Annotated in this window: 12 protein-coding genes; 5 read left to right on the top strand and 7 right to left on the bottom strand. The window is 63.0% G+C overall.

Going from position 1 to position 15,039, the window contains the following annotated elements; genetic code table 11:
• Window positions 1-7 precede the first annotated feature (7 nt).
• From D7S86_RS17325 to D7S86_RS17315, 3 genes are all read right to left on the bottom strand, one after another.
• Window positions 8-1,216, bottom strand: a complete 1,209-nt coding sequence (locus tag D7S86_RS17325; protein WP_240648239.1) for an MFS transporter — start codon at window positions 1,214-1,216, stop codon at window positions 8-10.
• Between the two features lie 132 nt (window positions 1,217-1,348).
• The gene (locus tag D7S86_RS17320; RefSeq protein WP_121088090.1) at window positions 1,349-1,756 is read right to left on the bottom strand and encodes a GFA family protein; all 408 of its coding nucleotides are present in this window, start codon (window positions 1,754-1,756) and stop codon (window positions 1,349-1,351) included.
• 30 nt (window positions 1,757-1,786) lie between these two features.
• Window positions 1,787-2,407: a hypothetical protein gene (locus D7S86_RS17315; RefSeq protein WP_121088089.1), complete on the bottom strand. Its 621-nt coding sequence runs from the start codon at window positions 2,405-2,407 to the stop codon at window positions 1,787-1,789.
• Window positions 2,408-2,902: 495 nt separating this feature from the next.
• Here D7S86_RS17315 and D7S86_RS17310 point away from each other — a divergent pair, with 495 nt between their 5' ends.
• Complete coding sequence (locus tag D7S86_RS17310) at window positions 2,903-3,520, top strand: O-methyltransferase (RefSeq protein ID WP_121088088.1); 618 nt, start codon at window positions 2,903-2,905, stop codon at window positions 3,518-3,520.
• On the opposite strand, the gene D7S86_RS17305 is transcribed toward D7S86_RS17310, so the two are convergent.
• Window positions 3,508-6,600, bottom strand: coding sequence for a transglycosylase domain-containing protein (locus D7S86_RS17305; protein WP_121088087.1), 3,093 nt, complete (start codon window positions 6,598-6,600; stop codon window positions 3,508-3,510). The two genes, D7S86_RS17310 and D7S86_RS17305, sit on opposite strands and share 13 nt — an antisense overlap.
• A gap of 557 nt (window positions 6,601-7,157) precedes the next feature.
• Between D7S86_RS17305 and D7S86_RS17300 the strand changes: the two genes are divergently transcribed.
• Window positions 7,158-8,498 carry an SGNH/GDSL hydrolase family protein gene (locus tag D7S86_RS17300; RefSeq protein WP_121088086.1) on the top strand — a complete coding sequence of 447 codons (1,341 nt, stop codon included), beginning with the start codon at window positions 7,158-7,160 and terminating at the stop codon, window positions 8,496-8,498.
• 29 nt (window positions 8,499-8,527) lie between these two features.
• On the opposite strand, the gene D7S86_RS17295 is transcribed toward D7S86_RS17300, so the two are convergent.
• Entirely contained in the window at window positions 8,528-9,169 is a 642-nt protein-coding gene (locus D7S86_RS17295) for a glutathione S-transferase C-terminal domain-containing protein (RefSeq protein ID WP_121088085.1), read from the bottom strand.
• A 78-nt stretch (window positions 9,170-9,247) separates the two neighbouring features.
• Between D7S86_RS17295 and D7S86_RS17290 the strand changes: the two genes are divergently transcribed.
• Window positions 9,248-10,027: a TetR/AcrR family transcriptional regulator gene (locus D7S86_RS17290; RefSeq protein WP_240648238.1), complete on the top strand. Its 780-nt coding sequence runs from the start codon at window positions 9,248-9,250 to the stop codon at window positions 10,025-10,027.
• 65 nt (window positions 10,028-10,092) lie between these two features.
• On the opposite strand, the gene D7S86_RS17285 is transcribed toward D7S86_RS17290, so the two are convergent.
• Window positions 10,093-10,404: a hypothetical protein gene (locus D7S86_RS17285; RefSeq protein ID WP_121088083.1), complete on the bottom strand. Its 312-nt coding sequence runs from the start codon at window positions 10,402-10,404 to the stop codon at window positions 10,093-10,095.
• 847 nt (window positions 10,405-11,251) lie between these two features.
• On the opposite strand from D7S86_RS17285, the gene D7S86_RS17280 reads away from it, so the two are divergent.
• Window positions 11,252-12,400, top strand: coding sequence for a porin (locus D7S86_RS17280; RefSeq protein ID WP_121088082.1), 1,149 nt, complete (start codon window positions 11,252-11,254; stop codon window positions 12,398-12,400).
• Between the two features lie 315 nt (window positions 12,401-12,715).
• Here the strand turns inward: D7S86_RS17280 and D7S86_RS17275 are convergent, their stop codons facing one another.
• Window positions 12,716-14,032, bottom strand: coding sequence for a chloride channel protein (locus tag D7S86_RS17275; protein ID WP_121088144.1), 1,317 nt, complete (start codon window positions 14,030-14,032; stop codon window positions 12,716-12,718).
• Between the two features lie 328 nt (window positions 14,033-14,360).
• Between D7S86_RS17275 and D7S86_RS17270 the strand changes: the two genes are divergently transcribed.
• Entirely contained in the window at window positions 14,361-14,951 is a 591-nt protein-coding gene (locus tag D7S86_RS17270; RefSeq protein ID WP_158602007.1) for a DUF3455 domain-containing protein, read from the top strand.
• The last annotated feature ends 88 nt before the right edge of the window (window positions 14,952-15,039 follow it).

The following is a 15,039-nucleotide window of genomic DNA, read 5'->3' as shown; positions in this document are numbered from 1 at the left end:
TCCGCGGTCACGTCGTTCTCGCCGCGAAGCCGTGGGTCTTCGCGCGCCACGCGACGACGAGGCCGATCAGCGCCATGCCCAAGATGACCCAGGGCATCACACCGATTCCGGCGGTGGCGAGCAGGATCCCGCCCAGCGCGCCGCTGCCCGCGTAGCTCAGATTGAACACGGTGACGAGCATGGCTTGCGCGACATCGGCCGAGTCTCCCGCGGCGTCCGCCAGCGCCGTCTGCATCAGCGTCGGCTGACCGCCGAAGCAAAGTCCCCAGGCTGCGATGGCAATGCCGATCGCGACGGTGGAATGGCCGCACAGACCCAATGTGAGCGCGACAGCGGCAAAGGTGCCGAGCCCGACGAGCACGAGCGCGCGCAGCCAGCGATCGACGAGCGCGCCCACCATCCCGATGCCGATCAAGGACGCGATGCCGAACACGAGCAGCATCGTATCCAGTCGCCCGGCGAGTTCGTGAGCGGCGAGGAACGGCGCGATATAGGTGAACAGGATGTAGTGGGCCAATATCCACGCCATCAGCACGAACAGCACGGGACGAACGCCGGGGAGGTTGAGCGTTCGGCGAAGCTGCAGAGGCCGTCGATCGTCCTGCCCCGGAAAGTCCGGCAACGTTCGGCGCGCCCATACGATCAGCAGCAGGCTCGCGGCTGCCATTGCGGCGAAGATCCAGCGCCAGCCGACGCGCGGCCCCAAGAATGCGCTCAGCGGCACACCCAGCGACAACGCGAGCGGAATCCCCATCATGGCGATCGCGAGCGCACGCCCTTGCTGGCTCGATGCGACCATGCGTCGCGCATAGCTTGCCAGCAGGCTCCAGACGAGACCGGTGGCAAGCCCGACGGCCAAGCGCGCGACTAACGTCAAGGAAAACGACGACGAGACGGTCGTGATTGCGTTGCAGACGAAGAACGCGGCCAGCACGAGCATCAACACGCGCCGGCGTGGCCAACCGCGCAAGGCGGCACTGAGCGGGATCGCGGCGAGGGCGGAGCCGAGCGCGCAGGCGGTCACGAGTTGCCCGGCCCAAGCCTCGGTAACGCCAAAACCGGTTGCAAGTTGAGGGAGCAGGCCGGCCGGCACACTTTCATTGGCGGTGGCGATCGCGCTGCATGCGGTGAGCGCGAGCAAGCCGGTCAGTGGCAGATTTCCGGTCGATGTGCGGCGCGCATCGGCCGCGGTCGTTCGTGCATTGAGAGAGGTCACGGGTCGCTCGAATGGAAACTTCAGAGGCATCGAGCATGCTGAATTCGGCTGGATCTGATAATTGGTTTTGTTTTTGAAACATATTCAAATCTAAATGAAATATGGCAAGTGATCGACTCGGTGACGTGCGAGTCAGGGCGACTGAGGATAGTGAGGAATGGCCTCACTCAGGCATACCCAGGGTTGCGCGCTCGATGTCCAGATATCGAGCATCGGCGCAAATGCCGATGGATCGTCGAGCGTGGGAAAACGGATGGACATGACTTCCGGTGCGGCTTCGCCCTGCGTGAACAGCGGCGAGCCGCAATCGCCGCAAAAGCTGCGCGTCGCGCGCTTGCCGCTGCCTGCGCGTACCGAATACGTCTTCGGCGTCCCTGTCATCGTTACGTCGGACACGCGGACGATGAAGCCCGAAGCGAAAGCCGCACCGCTTGCGCGCTGACAGTCGAGGCAGTGGCAGTTCAATGTCGCGAGGGGCGCATGTGCGCATTGATAGCGGATCGATCCGCATGCGCATCCGCCGGAAAATGGGCCTGTCATCGTGCTGTTTCCTCTTGCGTCTGAAAGCGCTTATTCGAACGGGTAGACGTCATCCTGCCTGATCCAACCGGACGTCGTCGCGTGCTCGCCGAGGAAGTCCACTTGCAGCCAGCCCGGCTTCACCGCGCGCACACCGACGCCGTCACCGGCCACGATGTACGCCTTGCGATGCTGCGCGCTCGCGGGTGTGTCGAAGAAGTACGCGCGTTCGCTCTTGATCACGGCAATCGATAACCACGGGTACTGCTTGACCAAGGTAAATTCGGCGGGGTATGCGTCGTCGGCAAAATGCATCACGTTCCAGCAACCGCCGTGTTCGCTCGACAAGCGGATCTTGAATTGACCGGGAGCTTCCAGGAACAACGTGCCCTTGATCTTTTCATCGGGCGTGTCCGGGAAATAGGTTGTAACGGGGATCGGAGCGGGGCCCGTCTTAGCGACCAGATAGAAAATGCAGCTGAACTGTCCGTTGATGTTGTTTTGCGAGAAATAGCCCGTGACGGCATGGGTCGCCGGATCCGCGGCAAGCAGCATCCCGTCGCCGTAGTCGCCGCTAACGACGGTCGATAGTGTGGCGGCCGCTTTGGCCGATCCCGAATTCTGCGCACTTGCCGTCATCGCGAGGCTCATGCCCACGATGCAAAGCGTCATCCGTAACGCACGTCGAATCATTTCCTGCCGACCTTTTTCTCAATAGGGATTCGCGACGCGGCTTAGATTTGCGTCGCCGCTCGCACTTTAGCTGAATTGTGCGCGGCTTAGAGGCATGGAGGCTCGGCACATGTGCGGCTTAGCGGGTATAGCACGAACACCATTTCGGACACGCGGTCGATCGTATCCGGAATCGGCTCCCGATCCTCGGCAATGTCGCGATTGTTCATCTCGTCAGCGTCCATAAGACGCATCCGTCAGTCGATACGGCGTAGCGTGAAGCGACGGCGATGCGCAATGGGCGTAGGGGCGCACTGCGCGAATTCGGGCGGCCTGAGCATCCAAGCTCGACGGCGCGCCCCACCGGACCCTGTAACACGCTGTGATGCATGAACTGCGTTTCTAATGCGAGGATAGCGGCCACGCGCGCGTCAAGCGATCCTGCGGATGATCCGCCGCGCGCGATTGGATGGCCTCACTTATTCGGAGCACGTCATGGACGATACCGTCGCCGCGGTTCTCGCGACCTATCACGAACGCATCGAGCACGAACGCGCGCTGCGCCGCGAAAACCCGATCAAAAGCCCGCTCCCGAATGGGCAGGATCCGTGGATGCGCGCCGTCGGACCCGCGACCGGGCAATTGCTCAACATCCTCGCCCGAAGTCTCGAACGTCCGCATATCCTCGAGATCGGCACGTCGTACGGATACTCGGGCATTTGGCTCGCCGAGGCCGCGCGTGCGCGCGAGGGGCGCGTCACGACGATGGAAATGTACGACTACAAGTCCGCCCACGCGAAGGATATGGCGACGCGCGCGGGACTCGCGGACTGGGTCGATTTCCAAGTCGGCGATGCGCTTGCCTTGATCGCCGCGCTGCCGCATGGCATCGACTTCGTGCTGCTCGATCTTTGGAAGGATCTCTACGAGCCGTGCCTCGAAGCGTTCTATCCGAAACTCAATCCGGGCGCGATCATCGTCGCCGACAATATGATTCGCCCGGGTGACGAAGGGATCGTGCGTTATAGCCGCGCGATCCGTTCGAAGCCCGGCGTGCGAAGTCTGCTGCTGCCCGTCGGTTCGGGTATCGAGGTCAGCCGCTACGAGCCGTGATGCTCGCCGTTGGTTTGCTCGACGCGGGCCGCCGGCGCGGCGTCGGTGGCCGGCGCGTTCAACAGCGGTTGCAAGTCGGGCGCCATCGACTTGAGCAACTGAACGGCCATCGCGCTCGTGAAGTCGTATCGCGCCGCATAGGGCTCGTGCGCGTTCGCGCTTAACGCGCCATAGAAGCGATCGCCGATCGCGAACACGAACGTGGCGCTCCGATTGACCTTGCGCGACTCGATCAGGCGCGCGCCCGGCGCGTAGACGTTGAAGCGCTGGTCGCCCGTGCCGGTCTTGCCGTAGACGGGGAGCACGGTGCCGTCGGGCAACACCATGCCCGATGCGAGCCGCTTGCCCGTGCCGTCGAGCACGACGTCGCGCAGCAACGTCCGTTCGACGTTGGCGATCTCGGGCGACAGCAAGGTCTTGGGCGCGACGCTCGCGTGCACGAAATGGGTTTCGTACGGCGTGTGCTCGGCGAAGTCGAGCTTCGAGAAGCTTTCGATGGGCGCGCGTTGACCGTCGTTCGCGATGATGCCGATCAGTTCGGCAAGCGCCGCGGGCCGATCGCCCGATGCGCCGATCGCAGCCGCATAGGACGGCGTGAGATCGCTGAACGGATAGCCGAGCGCCTGCCACGACTTGCCGATCGTCGTGTACGCCTGAAGCTCGATCATGCGCTTGATCCGACGGTCCTGCGTCGCGTGATAGCGTGTCTTGAAGAGCCACGAATACGTCGAGACGCGCACGTCGCGGCTCGCGTTCTTGAGCGCGTCATAGCCCATGCCCGGATGCGCGCGCAGCGTATTGAGCAGCCAGAGCGCGAGCGGATGCACGCCCGAGATATACGCGCGATCGTTGAGATTGAAGCGGTCGATGCCGTACTTGCCGTAGAGCCCGGCCAGATCCTCGTCGGACAGCGTCGTCTCGGCGGGCGTGCCCTTGAGTTGCGAACGCATCTGCGCGTTGAACCAGACCTGGGGTTCGCCGGGCGCGACGCTGCGCAGCACGGTCGCGATCTTCGGCGGCGACTTGCGTACCGTGTTCAGCATGAGTTCGAGCGCGTCGTCGGACGCAAGCCCCGCGTATTTCTCATAGAACCGCTTGAGGTAGACCTGGCTTTCGGCATCGACGAACTGCATCAGATACGTGTTGCGCACGATCGGATCGTCGAGCCAGGTCTGCGACGGTCCCGCGGCCTTGATCGTCTCGTAGTGGACGATGTCGCGCATCAGGCGCACGAACACGAGATTGACCGAGTTCTGGAACGCGACGTGAATCGTCAGCGTCTGTCCGTTGTCGCTCTTGTCGAAGTTCGTAAAAGTCTGCGCGCCGCCGCCCGTATAGAAGGTCTCGCCGGGGTTGGCCGAGTATTTGCGCTCGACCGCCGCGTCGAGCATCGGCTGAAGCGCGCGATCGGGCGTCTCGATCAGATAGTCGAGCGCCCAGCGCGTCAGGGCGTCGCTCGGGTCGGGATCGATGCGCTTGAGTTCCGCCGTACTGAGCGGCGCGTACCGGTCGTGCAGCTCGGACACGATCTGCAGATAGGTCGTCAGCGTGCGCAGCTTGGCCGTCGAACCGAGATTCAGGCGCGCGCCCTGATTGATGTCGAACGGCTCATTGACGCTATCGGTCTGGACTCTGAGCAGATTCGCGCCGCCGCGATGTTCGTAGAGCGTGAAGCTGAATGCGATGTGCGACGGATCGTCGTTCGGCTTGAGCATTTCAAAGCCGTACAGCCCGAATGCATGCGCGCCGTCCTTCGTCGAAGCGGCCGCGAGCTTCTCGCTGACCGCTTGCTGGACGCGGTTGTCGAGCGTCGACGTCGCCGACATGTCGAGCCGGTCGAGCGCATAGGCGTCGGGCACGGCGAGCACGTTCATCAGGCGCGCCCGCATCGAGGTGACGGCTTTGCGCGTCACGTACGACGACACGGTGTCCGCGTCGGGCGCGGGGGCCAGCGCGATATGCGCGGCCAGCGCGGCGTCGCGCAACGGCGCGGAAATCACGCCGGCCCCGGCCAGCAATCGCAAGTAGCTGTCCGTCATGCGCTGGAGCTCGCCATACCCCTTGAGCAGGAAGAACGACGGTGCGCGTTGCGCGATCAGCAGCGAAAGCGCCTGGCGGAACGCGATGCCTTGCATCGCCGCGTTGTCCGCGGTCGTGGGCGCCGCGAGCAGTGCGTTGATCTCGTCGAAATCGCGCCCGTACCAGGCGGCCATGCCGTCGCCGAGTCCCGTGACTTCGCCGACGTGCGCGCGCGCGGCCAGCGGCACCGAGTTCAGGTAATGCACGACGATCTGCCGCCGCGCGGGCATCGTTTGCGGTCCGTTCAGATAGGCGCGCACCGAGGCCGAGGCGATCTGGCGGATCTTCTCGGTCGGCTTCGCCGTGCGGCCGTCGGGCGAGTGCCGGAATTTCTCGATCTGCGTCGCGAGCGTGCTGCCGCCCGGTTGCGCCTGGTGCGCGTTGAACACGCGCAAGCCCTGGTCGACGAGCGCGTGGCTGAAACGTCCCCAATCGATCGCCGGATTGCGGTTCGGCTGATTCGGATCGAGCAGATAGCGATCTTCGATAAACAGCAAGGCGTTGACGACGACCGGCGGAATCGCGGCGAAGTTCGGATAGGCGCGTCGCGGATAGATCGATGCAAAGAGCGGCGTGCCCGTTGTGTCGAAGAGCTTGAGACCCGCGCGGTCTTTTTCGTCATACGGCAGGAACAGCCCCGCATCGGCGATCGACAGCATGCGTTCCGACCCGCGCGCCTGCGACTCGACGGCGTAGCCGCGCGCGAGCAGGCGTTGCTCGAAGCCCGGCAATTGTGCGTAGCCGAGCCGTGAGTCGTAGGGGGCGGGAGCCGGGAAGCGGATGCGCGGACTCGGCCCGTGATCGACCGTGAATCCGATGTCGCGCGTGAGTTCCGACAGGTAATGCGCTTGCAGACGCGAAGTTTCGATTTCGATCTGGCATAGCTTGGCCACGATCGCCAGGATGACCAGTATCCCGATACCCAATGGCCATTTGAGCCATTTCCAAACGGGTATTGCACTTACCGTACGCAGCGGTAAACGAACTAACGGCCGATTCATATCGAAAACTCCCCGCCGATCCCTGAAAATCGGGCACCTCTTTTCAATTCAGTGTAGTGCGGCCGGGTCCATTTGATACGCGCGATAAGCAGCCGCAAAACGCCGCCATTCCGGGCTTGCCTGGATTGAATATCTCTGCTAGCTGAAACGTCGCCATTTCGTCCTCTCGACGACGCCGCGAGACGCGCAAGATTTCACGCGAGGAAGCGCCGGCAAACGTTTGAAATCACCCGTGTTTCGGACGGTTTCCGATCGTTCCTACCGCTGTCATATCAGTGACTTCGAGCGTCATCCGCCCGTGAATGCGGATGGGCGTGAGGACCTCCCGTTTCACGCATCGGCGTGCATGCCGCGAGCGTTGTTTTATTGCCCGATACCGCCAGAAGCGGCGACCTTTCAAACACGCGCTCCGCCGCGTTGTCGATTCAATCGCGTCATGAGGCATCGGTCGGCGTATCGGTCATTCGTAAATATTCGGGGTGCGGACGTCAAATTCATAAATCCGATGAATCGGCCTTCGTTCGATACTCGCATTTCCATCAAATAAAGGAGGAGACATGAATCAATGGACGGAACGGCGTGCGCGTCCCGCGCGTCGGCATGTTTTGCGCGTGTCGGTGCGCGCAGGGCGTCTCGGGTCGGCCGCGCTGCTGATCGGCAGCCTGATCGGATCGGCCTGCGCCGCGACGGCGAGCGATGTCGGCGCGGCGCGCGGCAACTGGGTCAACGCATGGCAGGGCAGTCCGACGACGGGGGCGACGTTCGACACGAAGTCGTGTCCTTCGGATGTGGGGCTCGAGAATCAGACGATCCGCAACGTCGTCTATCTGAGCGCGGGCGGCCAGCGCGTGCGTATCAAGGTTTCCAATGCGGGCGGGACCGCACCGCTCAAGGTCGGCGAAGTGACGGTCGCGCCGACGCTCGCGTCCGATGCGTCGACGTCGGCCGCGCCGCGCACGGTGACATTCGGCGGCGCGAGCGCGATCGTCGTGCCCGCGGGCAGCGAGGCGATCAGCGATCCGGTCGCGTTGCCGGTGCGCGCGTTGACGTCGCTGGCCGTCAACGTATTCGTGCCCGAGAAGACCGGCCCGGCGACCCAGCACTTCCTCGCGACCGCGACGAACTACCTGGCCGACGGCAATCAGTCGCACGATGCGGCCGCGACGGCATATGCGGGCCACGCGAGCTGCTGGATGTTCGTGTCGGGCGTCGACGTCGACGCGCCGCGCAATGTCGACGGCACCGTCGTGTTCCTCGGCGATTCGATTACCGACGGCTATATGTCGACGGCGGACAAGAACCAGCGCTTCCCGGACTTTGTCGCGCGTGCGATGGCCAAGCGTCGCGGGCCGACGTTCTCGGTGTCGAACGCGGGGATCGCGGGCAACGAATTGCTGACGAACCGCGATCTGCTGATGTTCGGCGTGCCGGCCGCCACGCGCGCCGCGCGCGACGTCTGGACGCAGCCGCATCTGAAAGCGGTCGTGTTGCTTGAAGGGATCAACGATATCGGCGACAAGTCCGCCAAGGCGCCCGAGATCATCGGCGCGATGCAGCAGCTCATCGCGCAGGCGCATGCCGCCGGCGTGCCGATCTTCGGCGGGACGCTCGTGCCGTTCATGGGTTCGAACAGCACGTACAAGTCCGATTACGGCACGCCGGCCGGCGAGGCCGAGCGTCTGAAGGTCAACGAATGGATCCGTACGAGTCACGCGTTCGACGGCGTCATCGATTTCGACGAAGCGACGCGTGATCCGGCCGATCCGTCGCGCATGAAGGCGGCGTACGACAGCGGCGACCATTTGCATCCGAGCGATGCCGGATATGAAGCGATGGCGCGCGAGATCGATGTCGACGCGCTGATGCGCGCAAAGGCCGGCGCCGCGAAGACCGACTAATCCGTCGTCCGATGGACAGGCCCGCCGAACTACGCGCGGGCCTGCCGCCTTGCCTGGTCTTCCTTGAACAGCGTGATTTCTTCTTTCAAGGCGCGCGCGACCTGCGGACGCTGCACGATTCGCGCGTAGTACGCATCGACGCTCGGCCAGGGCGCGAGATCCACGCCCGCATAACGCGCCCAATTCAACACGGTGACGAGATACGCATCGGCGACCGTAAATTCGTCGAGCAGGAAGGCGCGGCCTTCGAGATGTCGGTCGAGCGCGGCGAGCCGCGGCTCGACATTTTCGCGCGTATAGGCATGGACGTCTGCGGGCGCGCGAGGATCGAGCAGGGGCACGAACAGGGCCTTGTGCAATTCGGTGCTGACGAAGCCGAGCCATTGGTGAAATTTGGCGCGCGCGTGCGTGCCGCTTTGGGGCGCGAGATTCGCGTCCGGGAACGCATCGGCGACATACGGCAGGATCGCCGTGTTTTCCGTCAACAGCCATCCCTCGTCCGTGCGCAGCACGGGAACCTGACCTAACGGATTGACCGGATAGAAATCGGAGCCGTCGCGCAGACGCTTCGATTTCGTGTCGACTTCGATATACCGCGCGTCGGCGCCCGCTTCATAAAACGCGATGCGCGTGGCGAGCGAACAGGCCAGCGGGGAGAAATACAGATCCATGCGTGTCTCCGGTTGTGGAAATGTTTTTGTACTATAGTGGACAAAATTAGTTCGAAGCAAATTTTTGTGCGAATCGGTATGAAAATGGAAAGAAAGCGTGGGAGCGGCAGCGGGACACGCATGGGCGTGAGGGATGGCGGCACGGGTGAGGTCGGCGATCGCGCGGGTATCGCCGACGCCGGTCGCGCCAAGGAAGAAGCGCACGTCGAGGGCGATGCGGAACCGCAGCAGATCAAACGCGCGCGTGGCCGGCCGCGTCAATTCGATGCGTCGCATGCGATCGAGCGCGCGCGCGATGCGTTCTGGGAGACAGGGTTTTCAGGAACGTCGCTCGATGCGCTGAGTGCGGCAACCGGGCTCAATCGGCCGAGCCTCTATGGCGCGTTCGGGGACAAACACGCGCTCTACGTCGACGTGCTCGATCGATATATCGAGTACGGCCACGATCTGATGCGTCGCGCGCTCGAGACGGATTGGCCGCTCGCGAAGGCATTGATGTGTGTCTACGACGGCGCGCTTTCGATTTACTTTCCCGACGCGGAGACGCCGCGCGGATGTTTTCTGATCGGCACGGCGCTCGTCGAAGCGAAGCACGACGGCGAGGTGCGTGCGCGGCTTGCGTCGGGTCTTGCGCGCTACGACGCGGCTTTCGAACGGCGTCTCGCGCGCGCTAAAGCAGACGGTGAACTCGATGCGGATGCGGATCCCGCGCAGCTTGCCCGGATCGCGTCCGCGCTGTTGCACAGTCTGGCGTTGCGCTCACGCGCGGGCGATACGCGTGCGATGCTGCATGAGACGGCAAAGGCGGGCGTGGCGCTGATCTGCGGGAAGCCGGCGGCGCGGGCGCGCCCGGCATAGACAGCATAGACAGCATCTTCAGGACGGACAGCGGGCGACGCGTCGTGACTCGACGCGCACGCCGCTCACACGTCGGAATCCGTCTCCGAGTCGGATGACGCGACGCCACGACCGTTCTGCGCACCGCGGCCCATCATCTGCGCGATCCGCTTTTCCGCGGCTTCTCGCGCCTTCGGCGTCATCGCTTTCAATTGACTTTCCGTATAGCCGAGCTGTGCGAGCGTCTGCGCGCGCAGCGAATCGGACGGACCGTACCCCTGGTATTTCGCGAGCGCCGCGGCAAACGACGCCTGACTCGACGCGCCGTTCGTGTTCGACGGCGCATTCGTTTGCGCCGGGGTCGTGTACTGGATCGGGGGCGGATTGTGTACGCGCATGAGGGGTTCCTTCTATCTCGATCGTTCGGGGGGAGATCTCGGCACGGTGGCGTGCGCTATTCGGACTTCACTATGCGCGCCGACGGGGGTGGTCCATCTAATAAATAAAAGGTGTCGGGCACGCGATCATTTTGAATTGATGGGAGGCGGCCGCTCGAAGCGCGCGCGAACGCGCCGGGATCGCACGGGCATTGAGCGCGCCGACGTCGATCGGAACGTCGTTGGCATCCGTGCGCGCGGCGGTATCAGATCGAACTCAGGCACGACGACGCGCGCCGAAATGTGCGCGAGCGCACATAAAAAGCGCGGAAATCGACGTCACGTCGAGCCGCGGTCATGCGGGTGCCATCTTGTGTCTGCATCATGTCGCGCGATTTCGTTAGGGGTTAACCCGCGCTTTCGCCGAAATCCGCCTGTTTTCCGCATAAACCCGCGTCGCGTCGGAGCAACGTCCGATCTGCCTAATAAAAAAGCTAACCTGTATATGATTGTCCAAGCAATCGCATTCTTAACTGGTTCATTATTTACAATCACCTGCTTATGGTTATAGCGCTTATTTTAAGCGCGTTCTAAGTCGTTGTTTTCTATGAGGAGATCGCCGAACTGGTCAGATGTGTCTGACCAGTTTTGAGCGGTACATCAACCATCTCAAATCTGCAATACACGTTTTTGTTCACGTTTTCCCTTAGCCGATTCGGCGCTTCCCCAACAAAAACAGGCTCTTAAAATTGCGCCGAACTGTGAAGCACGTATCGATGAAGCCTGTATTTCAAGCCCATCGATGGCGACGGATGGGGTGCTGGCTGTATCGGTGAAACCCCACGTTTTAACTGACCGAGGAGACGTAATGAAAAAGGTTGTTCTGACCACCTCGCTGCTGGCGATCGCTGCAGCGGCACAAGCACAAAGCAGCGTCACGCTGTACGGTCGTATCGACAACGGTATCCAGTACGAGAATGGCCTGCCGGGCGGCCACAAGGTCAGCGCAGAGAGCGGTGACTGGGGCTGCTCGTGGTTCGGTATGCAAGGCACGGAAGACCTCGGTGGCGGCACGGCCGCGATCTTCCAATTGGAAGGCCAGCTCAACACGATGAACGGCACGTCGTCGGGTGCGCTGTTCGGTCGTCACGCGATCGTGGGCTTCCAAAACGCGAACTACGGTACGTTCAAGCTCGGTAACCTCGGCGCCGGCGAAATCCAGCAAGATAGCTGGGCACTCGATCCGCAGCTGATGCAGCGTTACGCAATCTCGACGCTGACGCACGGCCGTAACTGGCCGTCGGCGGAAAACGGCTTCGAGTACACGACGCCGAACCTCGCTGGCTTCACCCTTAAGGGCCAATACGACCTGTCGAACAGCACGAGCTGGAACGCAGGCGCGACGTCGACGAGCCAAGGCCGTGGCGATGGTATCGAAGCAATCTACGATATCGGCGCCCTCGAACTGCGTTCGATCTATGACGAACTGCGCAGCGCGGAAGGTAACTTCAACGATCTGTACGCGGCATCGCGCTCGATCATGGCCGGCGGTACGTACACGCTCGGTCCGGTCAAGATCTGGGCGGGTTACCAGCACTTGAACGCACCGCAAGCGAATGATTCGACGGTCAATGGCGGCGCGTTCGCGGCGGCATCGGCAGCAGGCCTGATGCCTGTGCAAGCGCCGACGTCGGCTGATCACGAATGGCTGGGTGCAGCATGGCAAGCGACGCCGGCGGCAACGCTGACGGGCGCGGTCTACCACACGAACGTCAACAACGGCAACGGTAACGCCACGATGTACACGCTCGCAGCGACGTACAACCTGTCGAAGCGCACGTTCCTGTACACGGAAGCGGCTTACCTGCACAACAGCGCGACGTCGAACATCGACCTCGGCAACGACTCGTGGGGCCCGAACACGAACAGCGCAGTGGGCTCGGTCGGTTCGTCGACGAACCCCGGCTATGGTCACAGCCAGACGGGCGTGTTCACCGGCATCATGACCGCGTTCTAAGTCGTACTGAACTCCGCTGTACCCTGTGGTCTGACAAGCAGTTAAAGACGCAACAACGACGGCCGCTTCGGCGGCCGGTCACAACCGCTTCAACGCTACCCCAGCAGCGTTGCGGCGGTTTTTTTTCGTCGATTTGGAATGCGATCGACGCGATGTGCAAAGTGCCGCGGCGCTCGGCATCGAGAAGCGGGTCTCTGCGCTTGGAGGTCTAAGCATTCGAGGCCTTCAAGGCCTTGGCGCTCTGCGCCATTCATGGAAACGCGGCGCTTAAACGCAAAGCGCGTCACGCGCATGGGCGCTGCGCATCACACCGATTCAAGGACGAATCTGTTCGCGTCGCTGTTTCAGATTCGTGCAAAGCCGGTTGGCGGCGATCGATCCCGCCACGGCGAGCAGCATCGGGACGAGAAAATCGTGATCGATGCGCGTGAATTCGGCGAGCAGCACGATCGCGGTGATCGGCATATTCATCGACGACGCGAGAAACGCGGTTGCGCCGATGATCGCGAACGCGCCGAGCGACGTCCCGGGCCAAACGAGCGACCAGAGGCCCCCGAGCACGATCGCGAGCAGGGCGCCGTTGGACAGCCCCGGCGTCAGCAGACCGCCTTCCGCGCCTGCCCGCAAGGAACTCGCGGTGATGACGACCTTGAGCACGAGCAGCAGCGCGGCGAGTCCGATGCCGATCGCGCTGTCGAAACCGAGTTGCGCAGGCGTCTTGCCATTGCCGAGCAACTGCGGCCACGCGATCGCGAGCACGCCGATCGCCACGAAGTTGAGGATCGACAGCACGGGCAACGACATGCCGCGCGCCGCGTGCTTGCGCGCGCGCTGTGTGATTTCGCAGAAGCCGAAGGCGGCGATGCCGAAGATCGGGCCGGTGACGATCGACCATGTCACGAGGCTCGCGTTGAGCGCATAGTGCGGCACCGTGTATTGCGATTCGTCGCCGAGGCCGAGCCATGCGACAAGCGCCGCGATGACCGATGTCGCGAGCGCGGGGATCAGTACGGGCAGGCTGAACGTGCCGAGCAGGACTTCGAGCACGAACACCGCGCCGCCGAGCGGCACGTTGTAGACGGCGGCGAGTCCCGCGCCGGCGCCGCACGCAACCATGATGCGGCTTTCCTCGACCGTGAGTCCCGCGCGCCACGACACCCATCCGGCGAAGGTCGAACCGATCTCGCGCGGCGCGACTTCGCGCCCGAGCGGCGAGCCGAGCGCGACCGTCACGATTTGCAGCAGCGCATGGGCGGTCGTCGCGACGATCGGCATACGCGGGTCGTTTGCACCGACCGCTTTCTTGATGCTGACGAGCGGCGCGGCGAACCGATAGACCGCATACCACCCGAAGCCGGCGACGAGGCCGCAAAGCGCGAGCACGCCGACGCGCCGTAATGGCGACGCCGCGCTCACGCCCGCATAGAAACTCGGTCCGCCGACCAGATGATCGAGACTGTAGCCGTAGGCGAGATGTTGAATGCCATGCAGCAGCAACGCGAGCAGCATGCCGCCGAGGCCCGCGCCGATGCCCGTCAATATCGTCACGCAAGCGAGGCGCAGCGCCGAACTCGGCTGAACGCCGTAACCGCTTGCGATGCGCGGCGCGTCGGTCGCGGCGACCGCATGCATCGTCGGCGCGTATTGCGTGATGGTCGCGGCTGCGGTGGAATCCGTTGCTGGGTTCATGGGTTTTATCCGTTCAGAGATTCGGCAAGATCGCGATTCATCGGTGCATTCGACGCGCGAGTGCGCGCATTCGGGCGAGGCTTTTGCAAGAGACCGACGATCCGATGCCTTCGAGCTTGAGCGCGATTGTCGGCGCGTGACGTTATGCGGTCAAATTCATATATAAAATCAATTAATGATTGAATGGCATTTAAAGGGCCGCGATGGCCGGGGTCGAGCCGCGCTTCGCGCCGCCTTCTTGAAGATGGATCGAAAAACGAGGAAATACAACGTGTTCAATTCAGCTGGCTTCACCCGCGATGTGCGTGCCGTATTCGCGATATCGGCGTTTGCGTCGGCGCTCGTGTCGAGCCCGTGTTTCGCGGAAGCGGATGCGGGCCTTGTCGAGCCGACGGACATTCCGCCGGCGTTGGCATTGCCCGGGCATCCGGTTCTCGTGGAGCAGGCGCTCGGCGTCGGTGTTCAGGTATATACGTGCGCGGCGCTCAAGAACGACCCGACGCGCTACGGGTGGACCTTTTATGCGCCCGAGGCGGCCTTGTTCAATCGGGATCGTCGCCGGATCGGGATTCACTACGGCGGTCCGACATGGGAGGCGAGGGATGGCAGCAAGCTGATCGGCAGCGTCAAGGCGCAAGCCGGGAGTCCTTCGAATACCGCGATTCCGTGGCTACTGTTGCGCGCTCAGCCGATCGTCGACCAAGGCGTATTCGGAAAGGTTCGCTATGTGCTGCGCTTGCATACGGTCGGCGGCATCGCGCCATCGGCCGAATGCGATGTGTCGAGGGCGGGCCAAATCAAGCGCGTGCCCTATGCGGCCGACTACTATTTCTACGCACCGGAACCCGCAGGCGCGAAATGACGGGGTCATCGCGACGATCGCGCATGCGCGCCTCGTGACGAGGCATGCGTCTTACGGCGTGTGCCGGATCATCGTTTCGAAAGCGTTA

This window comes from Pararobbsia silviterrae (assembly GCF_003628125.1).
Lineage (GTDB): Bacteria > Pseudomonadota > Gammaproteobacteria > Burkholderiales > Burkholderiaceae > Pararobbsia > Pararobbsia silviterrae.
The sequence above is the reverse complement of the archived record's forward strand: the minus strand, read 5'-3'. Positions and strand labels throughout refer to the sequence as shown.